A 21,277-nucleotide genomic window follows, 5' to 3' on the forward strand; every position below is an offset into this window, starting at 1 on the left:
AGAACCTGGTCGAAGAAATCCTGAAGGATACCCCGCTCCAGAAGAAGTAACCGTCACCAATACTCCTTATATATGATGAAGCCCCGCGCAAGGCACGGGGCTTTCCCTTATTCGAATCATTTTCAAAGTTGCTGGCCGCAACGGCCTTACTCAAATTTCCCTAACGGTCGCAGATTCCTGCTTCCCAGAAGCAGCCTCTGTACGCGGCCCAGTTATTTTTTCTTCTTGGACTTGGCTACGGACTTCTTCTTGTCCTTCATTTCTACACGGCGCGTTCCGGAGCGCAGGCGTTCCCACGGGGCAAACGACGCCATCGGAAAAAAGAAGGAGAAGAACCAGACGCCAAACACCGCAAAATAAAGCAGTGCGCCCAGGATGTTCGAGGTCAAGGACGGAGCCTCTTCCGAGGCTTCGGCAGGCATGTCAAACGCAATCGATGCAATCAGCAAAAGTGCACCCACCAGCACGGGAGCCATCAGCTGCTTGGCGGCCTTGATCAAAGCTCCCGCCTGCGGGTCACCGGCCCCCAAATGCTTGCCCGCCACGACAGACAGCACCATGGCCGACGCAAAACCGAAGGCAGAAAGAACAGCCCAAACCAGCCACGAAGGTTCAACCAGCTGCGGCAAAACCGACAGGAGCCCGGTCAAGAACAACCACGAAAGCACGAACGGGAACAGAGCGCACGACACCGAGAGCTTTACAAAAAGCAGCATCACCAGGGCGACCAGCGTCAAGATTCCAAACATCGGCAAGGGCATCGATTCGCTACCACCCATCACGTAAAGAGCGACGAACGAAAGCGCCGCCGACACCACCGAAGCGATCGCGCCGCGAATACCGCCAAAAACAGTGAACATCACGACGCAGGCGATGGCCGCCACGGCAATAAAGCGGGAGCTTGACCAGAGGTTCTGCACCGATTCGATATTGGCATACCACATTCCGAACGATTCAGAAGCCGCAAGCGACGGGGACACCATCTCTTGCCAGTTGGTTGCCACAAAAGAAACGGCCGCCACCACCATCGCAACAACGGCGATCAACCTAAAGCGCAGCATCCATTCCAAAAAAGTCTGAATTTTTCCAGGCTTTTCCCTCAAATCCATAATAATTACCTCGAAATTAAGAGTTTCTGTTTTTTAGTCCAAGTCTTTTTACCCGAAGCCGCCTTCGAAGACACTTCGCTACGAACAACATAATGATAAAGACCGTTGGCCAACGGGCGTCCATGATTGTCGCGGCCGTCCCAATGCGTCACTCCCGAAACAACGTCCTTCAGCACCTTGACAAGTTTACCGTTCTGGTTGTAGATAAAGATGTTCACCTTCGATAGATCGGGATCCATGACCAAGTTCTTGAAATAGAAGGTCGTCCCCTTCTTGCCCATCGGATTCGGGGCATTAAACACATCGGCAAGGCCCGCCTCCATATTGTCGGTGATTTCAACATTCAAGGTCTTAATTTGGACGTTGTCAAGTACATCCATGGCGCGGACGCGGAACACATACGTTCCCGCCGGATACTGTTCCGCGGTAAAGTTCATGCGCAACTTGGCGCGCTTGGAATTCTGTTCCAGGTACGGCCACGGATGGAACGGATCCTGCACCCCGACCACTTCGAAAGAAATTCCCTCATCGGCCTGTTCCCTAAAATCAAGCGCCGTAGAATCCTCGACAATCACCTGCAGACACGCGGGAGTCTGCAACTTGACAGTTTCACCATCAGCAAAGGAAGTCACGTTGTTTCCCATATAGCAGGACTGAATCTGAATGTTCGGCGGAACCGTATCGTGAAGATCGGCAGCAAACTCAGAAAGTCCTCCGATACTCAGATTCCGCAACCATAGGCGTCCTACACTGCCGCTGTTATTGGAATACGCCCAGGCACTGAATTCCGCCGCCGAATCACCCGAAGAAATCTTTCGCGGCGTCACGAATTCCGTTTCGAAACGTCCCGACTTCACGGAAACCTTTTCGGAGTACACCAGCGGTCCGTCGTAGAAAATCATCATCGAATCGTTACCGTCCGTTTGGGAACTGGCAACCTGCAAATCCAAGACTTTCTCGATGCGGCCTTCACGCAAGACCAGGTCAACATAGCCGTCATCCATCCCCGACACGGTTCCCGACAGACGCATCTTGTCAAGAGCCTTGATTGTATCCAGGGCAGAATCGAGAGTCACCTTCAGTTCGCTGCGGGGCATACGGACAACGGGTTCACCAATGAGCACGTAGCGTTCGTTGTTGTAGCGTTGCCTATTGTACTCGAGCCCCGTCGTATTCCTCTTGGCATTCAAGAAAGCAAGGCCGATTGTAGACGATTCCCGCAGCAAGGCTTCTTCGAGCAGTTCCGTGCCAAAAGCCACATTATACGTCGCAAAAGTTTCGCGGCTCGCCCCCACCGAATTGATAGAACCGGCACTGGGCGTCAACAGGAATTCCTCAGAAAGCGAACGGCCATTTCCTTCGTCAAAACGCCCCACCGTACAGGAGAACGATCCAAGAATCGTATAGCGTCCTTCGTTGTTGATTTTCGAAAGGTAGCTTGGCTTCAGAAGACCTTCGCTAGCCCAGTCCGTCTTGGAACCGTGCCCAAAATAGACCGAGAACAAGGCTCCCTGATTCAAGAAATCCAGCAAGGTTTCAGCCGCATCCTTCTTTTGCCCTGCAGCGTCTTCCACATAGTCCAACAAGTAGACCTTTTTCATGTTCCAACGGTAGCCCCGTTCCACCGAAAGGCTGTCGATCATGCGCGCCACCGTTTCCTGGTAACGCGTATGCGGTTCACCGTCCGTGTGCCCGCTATTTACAGCATCATCTGCCGCAAACAGCAAAGAGGATCTCCAGTCCGAATAGTCCATGACTCCGACGGAATCGTAATCCTTGGCCTTCTTGATATACTGCGCGAATTCGGTCACCGAATTCACCGGCAAACGGCCCACCGCAATGTCCAAATCATATTTGCCATACTGGCAGACTTCTCCCGAATCAAGGATTCCGAAAAAGTCCTCGACAACAGCATCTTCCTTTTCGAACGGAGGCATGTAAGATGTTCCCAGGCGTCCGGTAATGCCCCTATAATCGTAATGGCCTCCACCCGCCAAAAGCACGTACTGCAAATTCGGACAAACGGAGTACACGTAAGAAATGTAATTGCGAATCGCTATCGGCGACACACGGCCACCCGTATAGGAACGATAAATGTCCTGCGCCGAAACTACCGAGGTCGCAAAGGACTGCACCGACGACCCGCCAGAACGGAAGGACGCCAACGCGACTGCTGGTTCCAGGAATTCATCCGGAGCGATAATCAGGTACTCCAGCTTGGAATTCGGACGACTCAAATCCTTAAGCACGCCGTCGTTATGGATCGGCAAGGGCTCGACCTTCAAGCCCGAACGGTAGACGCCTTCGCGCACGGCAAGGTAACGCACATCCTCGCCCGACGAGACACTGTCCTTAGCCACGCCACCCGATACCGAAAGCAAACCGACGGGGCGCAAATCCACGAACTTCATGATCCGCGTTCCCGAAGGGGCCGGCACATTGACAACGCCGGAAACGTTTCCCGGCAACAGCCATTCCGCAGAATCGACAACGGGAGTCCACTGGTACGCCACGGTATAGCCGTCAAAACGGTCGTACTGAAGGTCATTCGGGAGCATGGTCAGCGTATACTGGTTTCCGGATTCAACTAAGCCCGGAGAATCCATCCTGAAATTACCACCCGGCATCAGCGTCATGTCGAGCCGGTTTACGGTATTCCCATTGACATCGAACGCAAAACGGATTGACTCCATTCTTGATTCGTAACCTAAACTCGCAAAATCCATTTTCTTGACTTGGTCATTGAGCACGACGGCCGTTCCCGAAAAGATCGAACGATACGGAAAATAGGAAATCGCCACATATTCCTTCCCTCCGGAAACAAGCCCCGGAAGGCGGGAAGTTTCAGTCATGTTCACAGACACCGTCGTCGAATCGAATCGACTATGCCACATCCAGAACCATTCCTTACCCGTCGCCATTTCCCAGTCCAGCGACTTTCCGAAATAGGAATCCCGCAAAAGAGCTTCCTTTTCGGCGCGGACATAGCGCATCCACTTGACATCTTTCCCTTGTCCAGAAGGCGTCTTCACCATATCACTCAGGCGCAGCCCCTTGCCGGTCTCCTTATAGCCGAACAGGAAGTTCTGATAGAAGGAATAAGGCGAATACGAATGGAAGTAATCCATCTTGCCGTTCATAAAGAATTTGTCCTCACGGTCGCAACGTTTCCAGAAAGCATTGCCGTACCCGACAAAGACAAGCGTATCGCCTTCATTGAAAATACCGTCGGGAGAACTTGAATTGTTGCCCGGAGTATGGTCACGAATCTCGATAGGAACTTCAAAGATGCGGTTGGGAATGCGGTCCGCTTCGCCGGGAGCCATATCGGCAAGAGTGTCCGGAGAAGCCCCGTAAAGACAGAGGCGTTCTACGGGAATTCCGTCCAAGTCGCTTTGGCGTTGCAAAAGCAGCAAGGCATTGCGAATCGTCTTGAAATCCACCGCATACAGGCCGTCTTCGCTGAAGGTCGCCACATTCTTGTCGCCCACCTGGATTGACGCGATAAAATTCACGTCCGAAGCAGAATTGCTCGCTTCTTTCCTCAAGGCCTTCATTGCACCGGAACGCGACACGCCAAAACGGGAGGCTCCCTTTTCGTTCAGCACCCTGGACACGGCTCGCTTGCCGGGATTCACGCCGTTTGCACTCCCCTGGAAGGTAACGCTGATCTTGAACTTCTTGCGGAGCGAAACAGATGAGCCGTTACGCACATACAGCGGAACACGGATATCGGTCATCCACAAGCCATCCCTAAAGAAGGGCGTCGAGACATCAACAGGCATAAAGCGGAGCGAATCCGTTCTTCCCATGGGGCCTTCCTTACACAGGGGTTTTCCCAGGGACACCGTCGAGATATCCTTTACTGAAACTTCGGGACGATCCTTTGTCGGAAGCGCCACGCGGTAATAGCGGAAAGGCATCGAATTACCGTCTAGGTAAGCGGCCCCTTCGGGAACAAACTTTCCACCACGAGAATCCAACGAATCGCAGCCATGGACCGTCGATTCATAGACCATATCTTCTAGGACAAATCGCGAGCGTGAATCTTCCACGACGCGGGCAAAAGAAGGCGTAACGACGACAAACGCCAGGACTAGGAATGCTAAAAAGGACTTCACCTTTTTAAAATAGCAAATTATCGATTTAGCGGCTGATCAGGAGCTCGGAATAGCCCCTTCCATCCGTCTTGAATTCCACCGTTTCTCCGGACGCCGTTTTTGTCTTGAAAAGGGTCAGCAAAGGCGGAAAATATCCCTGTTTCAAGATGGCATCGAGTTCCTTGCGGTTCATCAGGCACTTCGCATTCCATTCGGGCATGTACCAGTGCCAAGCCTGCCAGTTGAAAATGCTCCGGGTCGACTGCACAAAGGCGCGCAACATCAGCGAATATTCGTACTTGAAATAGTCCTCGTATTCACGCAACACCGCTTCTTTTTCGGTAAACGACATCGAGGCGTACCCCGGATCGACTCGCAGGGGTTCCTCGCCTTTCTTTTCGTAGGTAAAACGCATGCCGCCATTCAGAAGGCGAACCTTCAAGTTACCCCTGTCGCGGTGTACGAACTCCATTTCGTTAATTTGTTTGTAATCACGTAGAACCACATCGGGCGAAAGCACCGGATTGATCGAAAGCGGAACCGGCTTGGCATCAAGCGAAGGCAACTCGTAGAACAAAATTACTTCACCAGCCCCCTTGGGCAAGAGAACGGCAGCCAGGGGTTTCGAACGTTCCGTGATGACCCAGACCATCTCGGGCTTATTCGCGCCCTTGAGCATCGGATCGAGCACACTCATCAGCGATGGATCCTTCTCGCCGTTCACGTCCCATTCCATCCAGGTTCCCGTTCCACCGACGGAATCGAGTGTCGCAAAGAGACGGTCTCCGCTGAAAGGTGCCGCCGACTCCACCGCTCCTAGCACCTTCGCTGCGCCCGCCGTATATCCGGAAGCCTTCCCCGCCTTTTTAACCGGGGCTGCCCAGACACAGGCTACGACGACTAGTACAAGAACTATCGATTTAAAAAATTTCATAGGAATACGCTTCACTCGCAACAACTTATTTTAGAAGCCGATCGGCTCGCAGAGGGAGTCGTCAAGACGTGAATACTGCAAGTGGTATTCGCGGTCCAGCCAGTACAGGGCAAGTTTCTTATTGCTCCAGCTTTTCTTGACGGCGGTCGCCTCGACACCCTTCGTAATGAGCGGCACGGTTTCGGTCAAGTCAAGTTTCCAGTCATTGTCGTCCCATTCGAAAATTATGATCGGGACTTCGGGGCTCTTGGCAAGGCCGATGCTTCCACGGTCATTCTTGATCTTGAGGGGGCCCAGGTCCAACTTGGTGAAGTTATGGATGACTCCCGCCTTGGAAAGATACAACCAAAGCATGCGGTCTTCGGGAACCTGCCACAGATGTTCGCGCTCGTAGAGGCGGTAAAGAAGAATGGAATAGACTTCGTAGAACTGGCATGTATCCAGATCTTCGGACCTGTAGACGCGGGCGTGGTTTTCCAGCGTGTCAAGCCAGTACTCCGAAGAATCGGTCAGCATGGAATAGAGGACTTCGGCAGGAGTGTCTTCGCGGATAGCCGCCATAAAATTGCGGAACATGGTTTCGAGCATCGCCTGCTTGTCGTTTTCGCGGTGCTGCACCTTGGCGTCCTTGACTTCGGCCGATTCACCCAGAGCGGCATCTGCGAAAGATTCCTTACGCGGATTATTCGAATCTTTAGCCTCGGAAGAGCCTGCACAAGCATTAAAGAAGACTGCGGCACCAACCGCAACCGCCGCAACAATTGTATTTTTCAGTACATGCATCGCGATACCTACCTGAAAATGACTTTGGACGAGCTCCTCCGCGCCTGTAGCCTCAAGGGATTCCAGGGCTCCGGTCCGGGCGGACAGCACCGCAACAAGACCAACACGGGAGTTTTGCTCACCTTACGAGATTTCAATTTAGAAATCAAATCCTGCGAAGGAAGGTCCGCTCACGAAAACAAGGTGCATGCACTGCACCGAATGCAGATGGCGCTCGCCCTGCAAGTCCGCGAAACCCCTGCCAACCCCGAAATGCCATTTCCGGGAAGCAACGGACACCTTCAACCGAGCAACGCCCTTTTTCCGCTGTTCGTCGCGCACGTATTCGACATCATGGCGACCAAGAACGGCGACACCAAGGCCGCGGCGGCCGCTTTCGGGCTCACCCCGAGCGCCCTCGTGAAAATTCTCCGGCAAGACAAGGCCTGCGCCACCAAGCTGCAGGGCAACCGCAAGCAAAACGGACAGAAACCACTCAAGATATAAGACGAGTCATCCTGGAGGGCTCCTAGTAACCGACAGGAACCAGAGCAGACCGGAAACGTTTAAATAATTTTACCCGAAAAGCCAGGGTAAAAACCCTACGATTTTCTCGAAACTTACGTGTATAGAATAGGACATCTCAACCAATGGAGGTAAAATGAGTCCTATTCTGAAAAAATACATCACCATCGCCACCCTGTTCCTGTGCGCCTGCACCTTCTGGAACTGCGGCAACCAATCCACCGAATCCGGCACCGCCGCAAGCGTTACGGCCGAAGGGAACACCGCCAATGTTTCGCTTCACCTGCAATACAGCATCCCGCCGCTCCTGGACAGCCTCGTGCTGGACTGCTACGGCACCGACACGCTGCACTACGTGCATTCCGCCGACAACCCTAACTTCAGCCTGGAACTTTTCCCGAGCAACAGCTGGAACTTCAAGGCGAAAATCTACGCGAACGGAGCCTTGATGCAGATGGGCGAGCTGGAAACCAGTCTCACTGCAGGAACCGCGGTGAGCCTGACAATCCAGATGCACCCGGTCGTAGGATTCGTCTTCGTAGAAATTCCGCTCGGCCTCAAGAACGACGCGGGAATCACAGGAGGTTCGATGAAGCTGAAATCGTCGACCGACCTGTACGAATTCCCCATGGAAATGACTATCGACGGCGCAATTTTCAAGAGCGACATGCTCAAGCTCGGTTACGAATACGAGATGGAAATCCTGCTCCTCAACCAAGAAGGAAAGGCCATCTACAGCGTTACGGACAAATTCACGCTTACCGAAGACAGCCCCGTCCCCGAACTCACGCTGAACTCGCTCCGTAGCCAGGTCGCGCTTGCCATCAAGGCCGCCGAGGAACGCCGCATCGAAATCACGATTCCCCTGAAGGCGGGCTACCGCAAGCCGAGGGTTGACGATTTGCTGATTACGGAATTTTACACCAGTGCAGCAAAAACAGATACGACTCAATACGAGTTTATCGAGATCTACAACGGAAGTACGGACACACTTATTTTAGATGATTGCACTATTGGGGCGACCAGTAACAGCGCCATCCGCTACCTGCCCCTGACCACCAGCGAAATCGCCCCTCGTCAGGTACTGGTCTTGGGAGACGCCACCAAGGACATCACTCCACCCCTCCATATCAACACGGAAAGCTGGAACGATATCACCAACTCAAGGGGAAGCATCGTATTAAAGTGCGACGACGAAACGCTCGATTCGCTGTACTACTCCACCGATACAGATTCCTTACACACCCAGGTGGTTCCAAGCGCAAACTCTAAAAATGGCATCAGCACCCAGCTGAATATCGAGCAATGGAAAAGCCGTAGGGATTCTACGGCCTGGAGTCTCGGAAAACCCACCCCCGGTGAGTTGAATTAGGCATGAATCTGCGTATTGGCGCGTTCGACATCGAACAGCCTGCGCAGAAGTTCCGTACGCATCGGATCGCGTTCTTCGGGAAGAGTCAGGGGACCCATGTTCAGGGCGACCAGAATGGAACCCGGATAATTGTTCGCACTCTTGATAAAGTCGCTCGAAGAAACGCCTTCGGTGTAAAAATCCACGACAAAAGTATCCCAGTCGTCGTTTTCGAGCTGTTCCTGGGCTTCGGCTTCGGTCTTGACCGCCTTGATGGTCGCACCCACCAGAAGGTCCGTCAGCACTTCGAGGCAGGCATCACGGTGGGAATCGTCTTCTTCCCAGATCAGGATGCGGCGGTCGCTGTAGTCGCGGACTTGGGGAGCCTGGCTGAGGCTTTCTTCAGAATCGAACATCTGAAGGGCGGCTTCATCCATTTCTTCATCATCAAAATTATCGATTTCTTTTGCCATAGTACCCCAAATATAGTAAACTTGGGTCCCAAACATTGCCATAATCGCTCAGAATTTCTAAATTTGCGCCCAAAAATAAACGTCAATCAAAAGAGCCATTATGGATACATCTAAAATCAGAAACATCGCCATTATCGCCCACGTTGACCACGGTAAAACTACCCTGGTGGACCAGCTCCTCAAGCAGTGCGGAACCTTCCACGAAAACGAAGAAGTGAACGAACGCGTGATGGACTCCGACAACCTGGAACGTGAACGCGGCATCACCATCCTTTCCAAGAACACGAGCGTCATGTACAAGGGCTATCGCGTGAACATCGTCGATACCCCGGGGCACGCCGACTTCGGTGGCCAAGTGGAACGCGTGCTCGGCACGGTGGACGGCGTGATTCTGGTAGTGGATGCCTTTGAAGGCCCCATGGCTCAGACCCGTTTTGTGACCCAGAAGGCCCTTGAAATGGGACTTATTCCTATCGTGGTCGTGAACAAGATCGACCGTGACGGCTGCAACCCGCACGGTGCCCTCGACAAGGTGTTCGACTTGTTCTGCGAACTCGACGCCAACGAACAGCAGCTCGACTTCGACAAGGTGTTCGGTTCCGGCCGTAAGGGCATCTGCAAGGCCGAAATGGAAGACCCCGATGGCGACTTCCACATTTTGATGGACAAGATTATCGAACGCATCCCAGCCCCGAAGGGCGATCCGGCAGCAGAACCGCTTCTGCAGATTGCATCGCTTGAATACTCGGGCTTCCTCGGCCGCTTGGCCGTGGGCCGCGTGCAGCAGGGGACCTTCAAGCCGAACATGACCGTTGCACAGGCCATGAGCGACGGTAAGGTAAAGAACATCCGTATCCAGAAGATTCTGCGCTACGAAGGCCTGACCCCGCAGCCGATCGAAGAAGCGGGCCCGGGCGACATCATCTTGATTGCCGGTCTCGACAACTTCGACATCGGTGACACCCTTTCTTCGACGAACAATCCGGTGCACCTCCCCCGCATCCACATTGACCCGCCGACCATCTCCATGCTCTTCACCGTGAACACCTCGCCCCTGGCCGGTAAGTACGGTGGCAAGTTCATGACGGGTAACCAGCTCCAGGAACGTCTGGAACGCGCCCACATGGCAGACCCCGCTCTCTTGGTCGAAAAGGTCGACGGTGCATCCACCTTCAAGGTGTCCGGTCGTGGTATTCTCCACCTCACTATCCTCGTCGAAAACATGCGTCGTGAACTCTACGAATTCACCATCGGGAGCCCGCAGGTGATTTTCAAGAACGACGAAAACGGCAAGCTCCTCGAACCGATCGAAGAATTCAAGGTCGAAGTGCCGAACGAATTCAGCGGAGCCTGCATCCAGGAAATCAACACCCGTAAGGGCGAAATGGTCAACATGACCACCGACGAAAACGACCGCGTGACTCTCGAATACCTGGTGCCCTCCCGTGGCCTTATCGGTATCCGTCCGAAGCTTTTGTCCCTTTCCAAGGGTTACGCCGTCAGCCAGTCCATCTTCAAGGACTACGAACCGTACAAGGGCGAAATTCCGGCCCGCGTGAACGGCGTGCTCATCGCGAAGGAACCGGGCGAAGCCGCAAGCTATGCCCTTTCCAACCTGGAAGACCGCGGCTACCTCATCATCGGACCGGGTGCCGAAGTTTATCCGGGCATGATCGTGGGTGAACACAACCGCGACGTCGACATCATCGTGAACGTCACCAAGGGTAAGCACCTTACCAACATGCGTTCCAAGTCTGCCGACGACATGATCCAACTGACTCCGTACCGCCGCCTGACTTTGGAAGAATGCGTCACCTTCATCAACGAAGACGAATGCATCGAAGTCACGCCGGAAGTGCTGCGCCTGAGGAAGACCGAGCTCGACCCGATCAAGCGTAAGCAGCTCTCCAAGCGCCCGGCAGAAGAAGACTAATTTCTACGTCATTGCGAGCCCCGACGGGGCGAAGCAATCCACAAAATTTAAGGCACCCTACGGGGTGCCTTTCTTAATTGTCTTCCCGGGCTTGACCCGGGACCTTCTCTCCAATCCGAGAAAACAGCCCACGGCACCAGAGATATACGAAACTTGAAACCTCAGTTTCTTAGTTGAGTTACGCTCTATGAGTATAAGTTCGTCTCGCTCTTACATGACCGTTCGACATTCGTCTCACTAGTCCTTTATGCAACGAACTGAATGCGCATAGTCCTTCTTTTCGCCGTAAGGTACGGTAGCATTTTTGCTAACGAATAGAATCTCCATATGGAAGACGTATTCGTCGTCTCCATTAGCGGCATTATACTGAGTAGCACTCCAGATTTTCGCGACGATGCCATCATCGGCAAATCCGCCAGGCCAGCCAGTACCAGCGGGCAATGTGGAAAAACCAAAATCATCTGTACCATTCCGGTTATCGCGCCAACCGCTCCGTGACTTAAGAATTTTTGCGGTCAACCTTCCCGAATCGCCTCTCGCCATCGAGAACAAGGTTTGCCATTCCTCATACAAGGGCAAATGCCAACCTGGGGGACAAATGCCCTGCACCTTTGCAGGCAGGGTGCAGATTTTGTCAACGCCGCAATCCTGCGGGTTGTCAGCATCGTTCGCAAGTTTTACCGAATCAATTGCCGCCGCCCAAGTGTACAAACGCCCCGCAACATCGCAGTTTGCCGCCACATTGTTGTAGCACCAGCTCTTGCCCTTCAAACTCGGAGTTTTCACACTGTCAGCGTAGTTCAGATTTTCTGCCATCCATACCTGATCGCCAATCATCACTGTCTTGTAGATTTTGCCGTCGCGAGGGTCGACAATGCTATCATAAGCAATCTTTGGATTCAGATAAGTCTCCTTGGGCACATCCCAACTCCAGCCATCAGGAAAAGCCGAGCTATCGGATGATTCATCAGGTATCACACTCGAAGAGGAATACTTCAACTCTTCATTCTGACTTGAACTGAACGAGACCAAAGAAGAACTTGATACCGTTTTCTTTTCTTCGCTGCCATATGAATAATCCTGTATGCTAGAATTCGATGAAGACGATTTGGTCTCTACATCTTTTTCGCTAGAACTAGATAGCTTCGCGTCATTTGCAACAACACTAGAAGAAGATTCCTGTTCAACGATCGTATTGACAGATGAAGATGATACTTGTTCTGTATCAGCATTTTGTTCCGTAGAACTCGTACCGGAATCATCGCAAGCGACAAGCCCAAGAGCAACCAAAAATAACGCTATCGAAATTATTCTCATAAATACTAACCCCATAGGAAATCCGTTCATATAAAATATAAAAAAATCGCTATCTTTTTCCGACAAGAATTTATATATTTACCCCCAGTAGTAGCGTAAATCCCGCCGACACCGATAAATTCAGGGCGGGAAGTTCCACTATCTGCTTGACGCAACAGCCCCTCTTGCCGTCTTGACAAACTGGCAGTTCGGCTGGTAGAGCCCCTGTGGGGAGACAGGCCCCATTGTGATCAACGTAGAGCACCGTCTGCCACAAAACGCGGACGTAAAAAATCAGTCGTTCAACTGGTTTGCAAATGGCCAAAGCCCTCTGGGGCCGGCTGTTGATGGTGCTCTGCGAAAACATTTATCTTTAACAGATGTTCTTGTTCAGAGTCCCTGTTTGCAAACCTCAGAAACAGGAGTTTATCATGGCAAGCAACATCGATTTTAACGGTCTCTGCAATGCTATTGCGCAAATTGACAAGGCTTTCGAAGAAAACACCGCCAAGGCAATCAACAAGAACGTAACCGCACGCAACTGGCTTACCGGCTACTACATCGTGCATTACGAGCAGAACGGCAACGACAGGGCCAAATACGGCGAGAAAACGCTCCAGAGGCTGGCGGAACGTCTGAACAAGAAGTCCCTTTCTTACAGAAACCTGAAACTTTACCGTCAGTTCTATATGGAATACAAGTGTTTGGCACGCCCCGTTCTGGAATTTACAGCTGCAGAATTCGGGGCAACCAGGCCATTGACGGCTGATTTAGGGGCAAAATTGGACGTTTTGCCACCGTCAGAAACAGATTTGGCAAGCAGTGATTGCCAAATTGGGCAAGCAGTGATTGCCCAATCTGAAAAAGTTGAAATTCCGCCCGAAACGCTCTTTAACAAGCTTCCTTTTACGCATCTGGCTCTTATTATGTCGGTCGAAAGGCCTTTAGCTCGGATATTTTACGAATTGGAAACAATTAAAGGGGTGTGGAGTTCCCGCGAACTCAAGCGCCAAATCGATTCGAACTACTTCGAACGCACCGCCCTGAGCAAAGATCCGGCAAAGATGAGTGCAATCGTCCAGTCCCGCATTGCGCAATCAGGCCATCCGCTGAAGCTCCAAGATGTCGTGAAAAGCCCATATGTCTATGAATTTATCGGGCTCAAGAACAAGGACGTTGTCGAAGAATCCGACCTGGAAGACGCACTGATGAACCACCTTGAAGAATTCCTGCTGGAACTCGGCAACGGGTTTTGTTTCGAAACCCGGCAAAAGCGAATCCTTGTCGATGACGACTACTTCTTCTGCGATTTGGTCTTTTACCACAGGATTCTCAAGTGTCACGTTTTGATTGACCTCAAGGCAAACAAAATCAGGTACGATGACATCGCGCAAATGAACCTGTACTTGGCTTACTACCGTAAGAATGTAATGGAAAAGGGCGACAACCCTCCTGTGGGCATCTTGATGTGTACCAAGGCAGGAAAGGAACTGGTGGAGTAGACGACCACGGGAATCGAAGAATCGCTTTTCGTGCAGAATTACAAACTGAACCTACCCGCCGAAGACGAATTGACCAAGTGGCTCAAGAACGAAATCAGCGGGAAGAAGGGGTAAAGGAATAGCAGTTTCTTTTGAAGAACAAAGTAGAACTATTCCTCATCTTTGACGCAACGAACCGAGCATCCTCCTCCACATTTTGACGAATCTTCTATCCAAGCACCATCTATGGATACGATAAAATTTGTTCCTATTTCCGGCACGCTCCAAAACATAGTATAATAAGGACTTGTCCACATACCATAATCTAAATCATCATTTCTAACTTCACCCGCAGGGAGCATCGCAAGCCCAAAGAAATCAGTAGCATTATCCCACACATTGAAGCCTTTTGCTTGAATATCATAAACTTGTTCTATCGTTTCACTCAATTTATTCCATTGTTTACTAGAAGGCATCATCCATCCATCAGGGCAAATACCTTGTACATTTGTCGGCATATCAAGAAATCCATAATATCTTTCATATTTTTTTCCCTTGCTTACCCAATATATTGAATCTACTGCTGCACTCCAATTATAAAATCTACCATATTTTTCACAACTATCATTATCGTTATTATAACACCAATTACCTCCAAGCATGCTTGGATAATTCCTACTATCCGAATAATTCAGATTTTCCGCCATCCATGTTTGTTCGCCTATTTTTACCGTACGATATATTTGTCCATCGCGTTTATCAAGCAGTTTTCCGTAAACAATATTTTCGTTCCCATAAAAACGTTTCCATTCATCACCATAGCAAAAATACGCATAATCGGCATTTACATTTCCATGAACGATTTGACCAAATTCCGAACATATCTGTTTGTAGGTATCATACTGTAACACTGTCGCTACATTCCATTTTGTAGGATTATGATTGCATATGTAATAGGAGTTTCCAACTTTGCCTACAGAATCCTGTATTGCAGTCACGCATCCGCCTAACACCTTTTCAACATCATCAGCAACACGCCAATTCGCATTACCAAACACGTAAATTATGCCTGTAATTTCGCCTTTTTTGATTTCGCCACCTACGCCGTCTATCCAATCCTTATTATTCTTGTAATCGTAAGTGTCTTTTTCTATAGTCGTCGCAGGACGCCAGGCTTTTTTACTTATTTCGTAGATGTAATAGATGTTTTCATTTGTTTGTCCCACACGAACTTCGCCATCAAATTCTCCGGCACCCCATGTCGCCGTATCTTTTTCAATGTTCGTCGCATTACGCCACTGTTTCACATCGCAAATATACCACACACTATCAACCCCCAAGCCAACCATATCCTGACGCAATGCCGTGCACCCACGCAATTCAAGCGAGCAATCGTTTGCGTTGCCGCTACGCCACATTTTATCTTCAAACACATAGCAATTGGTCTTGACAACATCACCGTAACGGACATCGCCATCTTTTTCAGTGTGTTTTACAGCCGGGTCTAGCCATTTGTAAGTATCTTTCTCGATACCGCTTGCGACCTGCCACAAATTAGATTTGCAGATATAATATACGTCCGCATTAACGCTGGCCATGTTCTGATTTTTCAGCACCTCACCTTCGCGTTTTGCATCGCAAATTCCAAGACCATAATTTTGCCACCAGAAATTATTCACATACATTTCGAACGCAGGCACATCTGCAGAAAGATCCCACTTGACGATATTTTCGCGAATTATCGCTAGTCCTGAGCGAAGCCACAATGCATTCGCCCAATCCGCAATTTCAGTCGCAGTCTTCGCATCATTCCAGATTCCATCAGATTCAATATCGGCCGCATAATCCGCCAAGCGTTCACTGAAGTCGCCTTCGGACAAATCGCTCTGCATCAAAATACTCACGGCAAGCAGGGCTGCGCTTTGGTCGTCAGCTCCGAAAATATTCAAGTCTTCGGCGGCCGCAAAATTTCCCTCTATTCCAAAAGATTTGAAAATTTCTGCTTCGGCCTGTTTTTTCGCCTTTGCTACAGACAAAGTATCGACCGTTGCCAAATACAGCGAGCGTTCGTAAGCCAGATGCGTCAGCAGGTTCACATTCACCTCATCGCGGTTGCTGAGGTCGGTAAGGGCGTAGAGCGTTACCTGTCCCTTCGACTTATCACCTGTCACCTCATTACGATAATAGCCGTTTGCCTTCAAAAGCGCATACTGCGATTCCAGTTTATTCACCTTTACGGAGAATTCACCTAAATCATTCTTGATTTTACCTTCAAAGCCAAGACCCGTCTGCGCCAATGTTTTGCCATTGAGTTCCTGTACGGTCACGCTTGATCCATTCACGAACGGGCCTTTCTGCGACACACCCGAAATCGTCTTGTCGACGATAGCGACAACCTCGCCGTCTTCGACAGTTCCACCGGCATTTTTATTGTCATCGCCACAAGCAGCAAGGAGTAGCGTTACAAGAAACATTGCAACAATGGATCGCATCGGGGGGACATTCCTAGCAATGACGGTTTGTTTTTTAGTTTGAATTTTCATTTTTTCCTCCTGCTGGTGGAAGTTGAATTCACAGAACCGATGTCGGTCAGCGGAAACAGCTGCATATTCAATCGGTAAACTTCTTCGGTCGCATCGTCAGATGCGGCTATCGCCACAATACGGCGGCGGCATTCGGCCAATTCCTGAACAATCTGGGCATACTTATCGCGGGTTATACCCAATGTAACCCCAGTCATGTTTCGATTTTCAGCCGGTTCTTTTTCAAGGGCATCTAGTGCAAGCTCCGTCATCTGTCGCTGTAAGTCGCGAGCCACCGATTTTCGAATCGTATTCTGCTCTCCGCTCATTTTCAAGGAACGGTTGACCTGGTGGTAACACCCATTTTCATCTATTTCTAAATAACCTGACTGCAATAAAAAATCAAGGATCTTTGCTATTTCTGCAGTCGGAATCCGACGGCGGCTAGCGATCGAAAGTTGTTTATGCGTCGCTCCTGGAAGCGCCGGAGCAATTTCACGGACAACAGAATTTTTCCATGACTTGAAAAACTCATACTCATCGGCTCCGGTTACACGCACCCTATGTGTTTCAGCAAAAACGCTAATTCGCCCCAGTACAGCCTTTTTCGATTTATCGTCCTTCGCATTGCCATAGGCGACCAGGAGTTTAAAAAAATCCACCTCGTAACCGACCAACCCCATGGCAGACGCTACCTGAGATGCCGTTTTTTCGCTCAGGTTCTTTTTAGCCTCGCAAACATACTGCAAAAACACCGGCGACGAAAAACCTGCACTTGAGGCAAAGGCATTCCACGAAAAACCGAAAGCCTTGCGTTCGGTATAATAATCGCGGATATACTCCCGATAATCCATATATTCAGTAACAGGTTTCATCTGTCACGAATATACATTAATCCACAAAATTTTACAACAATCAGAATATAAATAATTTAAAAAATAACCCAGAAACATCGTTTTATGTAATTTTAGCCGATTTTTATATTCTAACTTGGAATATAAAAACCAAAAAAAACAGCAAAGCCAGGATATAAATCCTGGCTGAACATCCGCGCTAGTCCGTGAAAAAATTTCAAACAAATCCCAGCCGGCCTTCCCCGCTCCGGAGAAATTCATTCATGTAATTTTTGGCGATTTCGCAAGCGGCAGGAACATCTTTGCCGAGCGCCACATTTGCAAGGATTGCGGAACTGAGCACACAGCCGGTGCCGTGCTTGCCCTTGCCGGGGAGCCGCGGGCTCCTGAACTTGAATTGTTCATCTTTGTACCACAAGGTATCGATTGATTCCTTGCCGTGAGCATGGCCGCCTTTTAGCAGTACCGCAAAATCATGACCCATACGGATTTCACCGCGGGATTCCGCAAGTCCGAGCCCCAGATAGCTGTACTCATCCTGATTCGGTGTCACCAAGTCAATCGACTTCATAATCGGCAGGAACTTTTCTGCATCGCGCATAAAGTGGAAGCCCGCAGAAGCGCTTGCAATGGGGTCCCACACGATGAATGCATCTGGCGACTTTTCACGGACAAATTCAACGATACGCTTGAGCGTGCGAGCCTTTTCCACAAGGCCAATCTTTACGTACTTAAACTTGTGTTTTTTAAAAAGAGTTTCGAGCTGTGCCTCGATGCGGTCCCAAATGACCCAGCCAGGAGCCACGAATTCCTCTTCGTTCTGTTGCGTGAGCGCGGTGCAGACCGCCTGGCCATACACGCCAAAATGCGACATCGTCTTGATGTCCGAGATAAAGCCCGCCCCGGCAGAACCGTCGAAGCCAGCCACTGTCAAAGCGTGAATCAGTTTTTCACCCATATTTTACCCATTCCTTTTTTGCCCAAACACCCACTCCGCAGCATTCCTCATTCGCCCGGCTCGGTCATGGCGAATTGAACAAGTCCATGCGCCGCAACACTCACCTTAGGCGATGTGGCGCCACCTTGTAGCGCATCTCGCTCGGCTCAGTCATGGGCAAGCAAGCTTGCCCGCGACGCTCGCCTTAGGCGATGTTTAAACTTTGCTCACGGATGCATTCGACTTCGTTCTTGAGCTCGATGGCAAGCGCTGCGATGTCGGCACTCTGGCACTTGGTGCCGAGGGTGTTGGCTTCGCGGCCCATTTCTTGCAGAATGAAACCGAGGTTCTTGCCCTGGGCGCCGCCTTCCTTGAGAGCGTTTAGGAACAACTTATTGTGGCTACGGAAGCGGGTGATTTCTTCGTGGATGTCGAGTTTGTCGGCCATAATGCAGGCTTCCTGCAGCAGGCGTACATCGTCGATTTCGCTATCCTTCAAGAGCACGTTGATGCGCTCCTTGAACTTGTCTTTCCAGACTTCGATGCGCTGGGGGTCGAGGACTTCGATTTTGTCGAGAACAGCGTTCAAATGATTTACGCGGCCTTCGAGATCGCGGGCGAGGTTTGCACCTTCCTTGGCACGCATTTCGTTCACCCGGTCAAGAGCCTTGTCGAGTTCCGCTGCCAAATGTTTTTCGAGTGCTTCAGAGTCCGCATCGGCGTCAGTAAACTGCAGCACTTCGGGGAGTGCAAGTACGTGTTCCAGCTTGATTTCGCCCGTAATACCGAATTTCTTTTGCATGGCGCGTGTAATGTCGACGAACTTCGCGATGGCTGCTTCGTTGTAAGAAACGGGAATGTTTCCGCCGGTGCCTGCGCCGAGCGTCACGCTAAAGATGACAGAGCCGCGGACCAGTTTGTCCTTAATCTGATTCTTGAAACTATTCTCAAGGTAGGCCAAGTTCTTGGGCAACTTACAAGAGATGTCCAAAAAGCGGTTGTTCACGCTGCGGACTTCAATTACGCAGCTTGCGCCCTGGTACATGGACTCGCTTTTTCCAAACCCCGTCATCGATAAAATAGCCATATTCAATCCTTTTGCATTCATTAATAGATTGCTTCGTCACTGCATTCCTCGCAATGACATTGCAACTATTTCTTACTTATCATAGCAATCACATGTTCTGCGCCGAAGTTTGCGAAACCGATCGCGGTCAGGAACTTACTGAGCTTGTGTTCGTTCTGGTAGCTGATGGTTTCAATTTTCAGGCCTTCCTTGTCGCAAAGGGTATGGAAATCCTTCACCGTCAAAAGGCGGATGTTCGGCGTGTCATACCATTCGTAAGGCAATTCTTTGGATTTCGGCATGCGACCGTGCAGCATCAGGCTTCCGCGGGTTGTCCAGTGACCGAAATTCGGGAAGGTCACGATAGCTCGCTTGGCGACACGCAGAAGCTCGTTCAAGAGGGCGACTGGGTCGCGGATTTCTTGAATGGTGCGGTTGATGATGGCGTAATCGAAGCTTCCGTCCTTGAAGTCGCTGATTCCGCTTTCGTCGAGGTCGCGCTGGATGACGGGCACATCGTTTTCAAGGCAATCCATGATGCTCTTGAAGTTGCGCTCGATGCCGAGGACTTCAACATGCTTTTTCTTATTCAAGTAGTCCAGAAGTTCGCCGTTACCGCAGCCGAGGTCAAGCACCTTGCTATTCTCCTTGACAAGGCTTCCGATGTAGTCAAAGTCTTCGGTGTCGTGGAATACCGGCATCACCTGCGTATCCGTCGCGGTCGGGATAATTTTACTGTCGAGGAAACGGCCTACGGCCTTTCCGAGGTCACCGACTTCGATGAGGAACCCGTCGTGGCCAAATTGAGTGTCGAGCTCAAGGCTTGTAACCGTTTTACCTGCATTCAAGAGAGCGCTTGTAATACGACGCGATTCGTGCGGCGGGAAAAGCCAGTCTGTACTCAGGTTCACGTTCAGGAATTCCGCCTTCACGCCCTTGAATGCGTTTTCAAGAGAACCGTATTCGGTTTCCAAGTCAAAGCTGTCGGTGGCATGCGCTATGTACAAGTAACTATTTGCATCAAAACGATCCACGAACTTCGCTCCCTGATAACGCAGGTAGCTTTCTAGCGGAAGGTCAAGATCAAACGGGGTGCTATAAGTCACCGCATGGTTTCGACTTTCCTGGTCCTGGGCGCGTTTGAATTTCTGTTCCATGCCCACGGCGCTGAGGTAGGTAATGTGCGCCAACTTGCGGGCATTCGAAAGACCGACATCAGGGTGAGCCGATTCGTAGTAGTCGCCGCCGTTAAAATTCGGGTCTTGGGTAATCACGTCGCGGGCGACGATTTCAAAACCGAGAGCCTGGCTGCTGAATCGCGGAGAGCTTGCAATCACAATGCATCGACGCACGAGATCCGGATAGTAGATAGCCCACTTCATCGCCTGGAAACCACCCATGGAACCTCCAATCACGCAGCAGAGCTGATCGATACCGAGTCCCTTGGCGAGTTCACGCTGGGCATTCACCATATCGCCGATGGTAATCATCGGGAAGGTACTGCCGTAGGGCTTGCCGGTGCACGGGTTGATGCTAGCCGGGCCAGTAGTGCCCTTGCAACCACCTAAAATGTTACTGCAAACGACAAAGAACTTGTCCGTATCGATCGGTTTTCCGGGGCCAATCAGGGCATCCCACCAACCGGGTTTCTTATCGTTTTCGGTATAGTAGCCTGCCACGTGGGCATCTGCCGTCAACGGGGAGCACACCCAGACCACGTTGCTCTTGTCTGCGTTCAAAGTTCCGTATGTTTCGTAACGGATTGTCAACGCCGGGAGCGTCTTACCACACTCCAACATAAAGCCCCGTTCACCATAATCCTTTTCAAAGGTCTGGGGAACTACGGGACCGACGCTGTTTTTATGCAAAAATTCACTCATACGCATAAATTTAGAAAAAAAGGGCTAAATAGGATGATTTTACGGAGTATAAGC

15 protein-coding genes are annotated in these 21,277 nt (G+C 50.7%); 4 read left to right on the plus strand and 11 right to left on the minus strand.

The window, feature by feature from the left end:
* Nucleotides 1-212: 212 nt before the first annotated feature.
* Genes Q0P86_RS10065 through Q0P86_RS10080 form a run of 4 tightly spaced genes read right to left on the minus strand, consistent with a single transcriptional unit; the run spans nucleotide 213 to nucleotide 6,926 of the window.
* Nucleotides 213-1,109, minus strand: a complete 897-nt coding sequence (locus tag Q0P86_RS10065) for a hypothetical protein (protein ID WP_295039195.1) — start codon at nucleotides 1,107-1,109, stop codon at nucleotides 213-215.
* A gap of 5 nt (nucleotides 1,110-1,114) precedes the next feature.
* Nucleotides 1,115-5,230 carry a C25 family cysteine peptidase gene (locus Q0P86_RS10070; protein ID WP_295039196.1) on the minus strand — a complete coding sequence of 1,372 codons (4,116 nt, stop codon included), beginning with the start codon at nucleotides 5,228-5,230 and terminating at the stop codon, nucleotides 1,115-1,117.
* Between the two features lie 25 nt (nucleotides 5,231-5,255).
* Entirely contained in the window at nucleotides 5,256-6,143 is an 888-nt protein-coding gene (locus Q0P86_RS10075) for a hypothetical protein (RefSeq protein ID WP_291024421.1), read from the minus strand.
* 30 nt (nucleotides 6,144-6,173) lie between these two features.
* A complete protein-coding gene (locus Q0P86_RS10080; RefSeq protein WP_291024419.1) occupies nucleotides 6,174-6,926 on the minus strand; it encodes a hypothetical protein in 753 nt (250 codons plus the stop codon).
* Between Q0P86_RS10080 and Q0P86_RS10085 the strand changes: the two genes are divergently transcribed.
* Both Q0P86_RS10085 and Q0P86_RS10090 read left to right on the plus strand, forming a co-directional pair.
* A complete protein-coding gene (locus Q0P86_RS10085) occupies nucleotides 6,921-7,412 on the plus strand; it encodes a peptide chain release factor-like protein (RefSeq protein WP_291024417.1) in 492 nt (163 codons plus the stop codon). The genes Q0P86_RS10080 and Q0P86_RS10085 overlap by 6 nt on opposite strands.
* Before the next feature lie 154 nt (nucleotides 7,413-7,566).
* Nucleotides 7,567-8,802: a lamin tail domain-containing protein gene (locus tag Q0P86_RS10090; RefSeq protein ID WP_295039197.1), complete on the plus strand. Its 1,236-nt coding sequence runs from the start codon at nucleotides 7,567-7,569 to the stop codon at nucleotides 8,800-8,802.
* Here Q0P86_RS10090 and Q0P86_RS10095 read toward each other — a convergent pair.
* Nucleotides 8,799-9,254, minus strand: a complete 456-nt coding sequence (locus Q0P86_RS10095; protein WP_139258120.1) for a hypothetical protein — start codon at nucleotides 9,252-9,254, stop codon at nucleotides 8,799-8,801. The two genes, Q0P86_RS10090 and Q0P86_RS10095, sit on opposite strands and share 4 nt — an antisense overlap.
* 100 nt (nucleotides 9,255-9,354) lie before the next feature.
* Here Q0P86_RS10095 and typA point away from each other — a divergent pair, with 100 nt between their 5' ends.
* Nucleotides 9,355-11,187 carry a translational GTPase TypA gene (gene typA, locus Q0P86_RS10100; protein ID WP_295039198.1) on the plus strand — a complete coding sequence of 611 codons (1,833 nt, stop codon included), beginning with the start codon at nucleotides 9,355-9,357 and terminating at the stop codon, nucleotides 11,185-11,187.
* 237 nt (nucleotides 11,188-11,424) lie between these two features.
* Here the strand turns inward: typA and Q0P86_RS10105 are convergent, their stop codons facing one another.
* Complete coding sequence (locus Q0P86_RS10105) at nucleotides 11,425-12,504, minus strand: fibrobacter succinogenes major paralogous domain-containing protein (protein WP_295039199.1); 1,080 nt, start codon at nucleotides 12,502-12,504, stop codon at nucleotides 11,425-11,427.
* 410 nt (nucleotides 12,505-12,914) lie between these two features.
* Here Q0P86_RS10105 and Q0P86_RS10110 point away from each other — a divergent pair, with 410 nt between their 5' ends.
* Complete coding sequence (locus Q0P86_RS10110; RefSeq protein WP_295039202.1) at nucleotides 12,915-13,985, plus strand: PDDEXK nuclease domain-containing protein; 1,071 nt, start codon at nucleotides 12,915-12,917, stop codon at nucleotides 13,983-13,985.
* 149 nt (nucleotides 13,986-14,134) lie between these two features.
* On the opposite strand, the gene Q0P86_RS10115 is transcribed toward Q0P86_RS10110, so the two are convergent.
* From Q0P86_RS10115 to Q0P86_RS10135, 5 genes are all read right to left on the minus strand, one after another.
* A complete protein-coding gene (locus tag Q0P86_RS10115) occupies nucleotides 14,135-16,507 on the minus strand; it encodes an FISUMP domain-containing protein (protein ID WP_295039203.1) in 2,373 nt (790 codons plus the stop codon).
* Nucleotides 16,504-17,361, minus strand: a complete 858-nt coding sequence (locus Q0P86_RS10120) for a TIGR02147 family protein (RefSeq protein WP_295039206.1) — start codon at nucleotides 17,359-17,361, stop codon at nucleotides 16,504-16,506. The genes Q0P86_RS10115 and Q0P86_RS10120 overlap by 4 nt, the downstream gene beginning before the upstream one ends.
* 196 nt (nucleotides 17,362-17,557) lie before the next feature.
* Nucleotides 17,558-18,298 (minus strand): hydroxymethylpyrimidine/phosphomethylpyrimidine kinase, encoded by a 741-nt coding sequence (locus Q0P86_RS10125; protein ID WP_294985125.1) that lies wholly within the window; start codon nucleotides 18,296-18,298, stop codon nucleotides 17,558-17,560.
* A gap of 184 nt (nucleotides 18,299-18,482) precedes the next feature.
* A complete protein-coding gene (locus tag Q0P86_RS10130; RefSeq protein ID WP_295039208.1) occupies nucleotides 18,483-19,364 on the minus strand; it encodes a YicC/YloC family endoribonuclease in 882 nt (293 codons plus the stop codon).
* A gap of 65 nt (nucleotides 19,365-19,429) precedes the next feature.
* Nucleotides 19,430-21,223 carry a homoserine O-acetyltransferase gene (locus Q0P86_RS10135; RefSeq protein ID WP_295039210.1) on the minus strand — a complete coding sequence of 598 codons (1,794 nt, stop codon included), beginning with the start codon at nucleotides 21,221-21,223 and terminating at the stop codon, nucleotides 19,430-19,432.
* Nucleotides 21,224-21,277: the final 54 nt, after the last annotated feature.

The organism is uncultured Fibrobacter sp. (assembly GCF_946062555.1).
GTDB lineage: Bacteria > Fibrobacterota > Fibrobacteria > Fibrobacterales > Fibrobacteraceae > Fibrobacter.

Coding starts and splice junctions, on each gene's coding strand:
- Q0P86_RS10065 (WP_295039195.1), bottom strand. CDS start 1,109: ATGGATTTGAGGGAAAAGCCTGGAAAAATTCAGACTTTTTTGGAATGG.
- Q0P86_RS10075 (WP_291024421.1), bottom strand. CDS start 6,143: ATGAAATTTTTTAAATCGATAGTTCTTGTACTAGTCGTCGTAGCCTGT.
- Q0P86_RS10085 (WP_291024417.1), top strand. CDS start 6,921: ATGCATCGCGATACCTACCTGAAAATGACTTTGGACGAGCTCCTCCGC.
- Q0P86_RS10080 (WP_291024419.1), bottom strand. CDS start 6,926: ATGCATGTACTGAAAAATACAATTGTTGCGGCGGTTGCGGTTGGTGCC.
- Q0P86_RS10090 (WP_295039197.1), top strand. CDS start 7,567: ATGAGTCCTATTCTGAAAAAATACATCACCATCGCCACCCTGTTCCTG.
- Q0P86_RS10095 (WP_139258120.1), bottom strand. CDS start 9,254: ATGGCAAAAGAAATCGATAATTTTGATGATGAAGAAATGGATGAAGCC.
- typA (WP_295039198.1), top strand. CDS start 9,355: ATGGATACATCTAAAATCAGAAACATCGCCATTATCGCCCACGTTGAC.
- Q0P86_RS10105 (WP_295039199.1), bottom strand. CDS start 12,504: ATGAGAATAATTTCGATAGCGTTATTTTTGGTTGCTCTTGGGCTTGTC.
- Q0P86_RS10110 (WP_295039202.1), top strand. CDS start 12,915: ATGGCAAGCAACATCGATTTTAACGGTCTCTGCAATGCTATTGCGCAA.
- Q0P86_RS10115 (WP_295039203.1), bottom strand. CDS start 16,507: ATGAAAATTCAAACTAAAAAACAAACCGTCATTGCTAGGAATGTCCCC.
- Q0P86_RS10120 (WP_295039206.1), bottom strand. CDS start 17,361: ATGAAACCTGTTACTGAATATATGGATTATCGGGAGTATATCCGCGAT.
- Q0P86_RS10125 (WP_294985125.1), bottom strand. CDS start 18,298: ATGGGTGAAAAACTGATTCACGCTTTGACAGTGGCTGGCTTCGACGGT.
- Q0P86_RS10130 (WP_295039208.1), bottom strand. CDS start 19,364: ATGGCTATTTTATCGATGACGGGGTTTGGAAAAAGCGAGTCCATGTAC.
- Q0P86_RS10135 (WP_295039210.1), bottom strand. CDS start 21,223: ATGAGTGAATTTTTGCATAAAAACAGCGTCGGTCCCGTAGTTCCCCAG.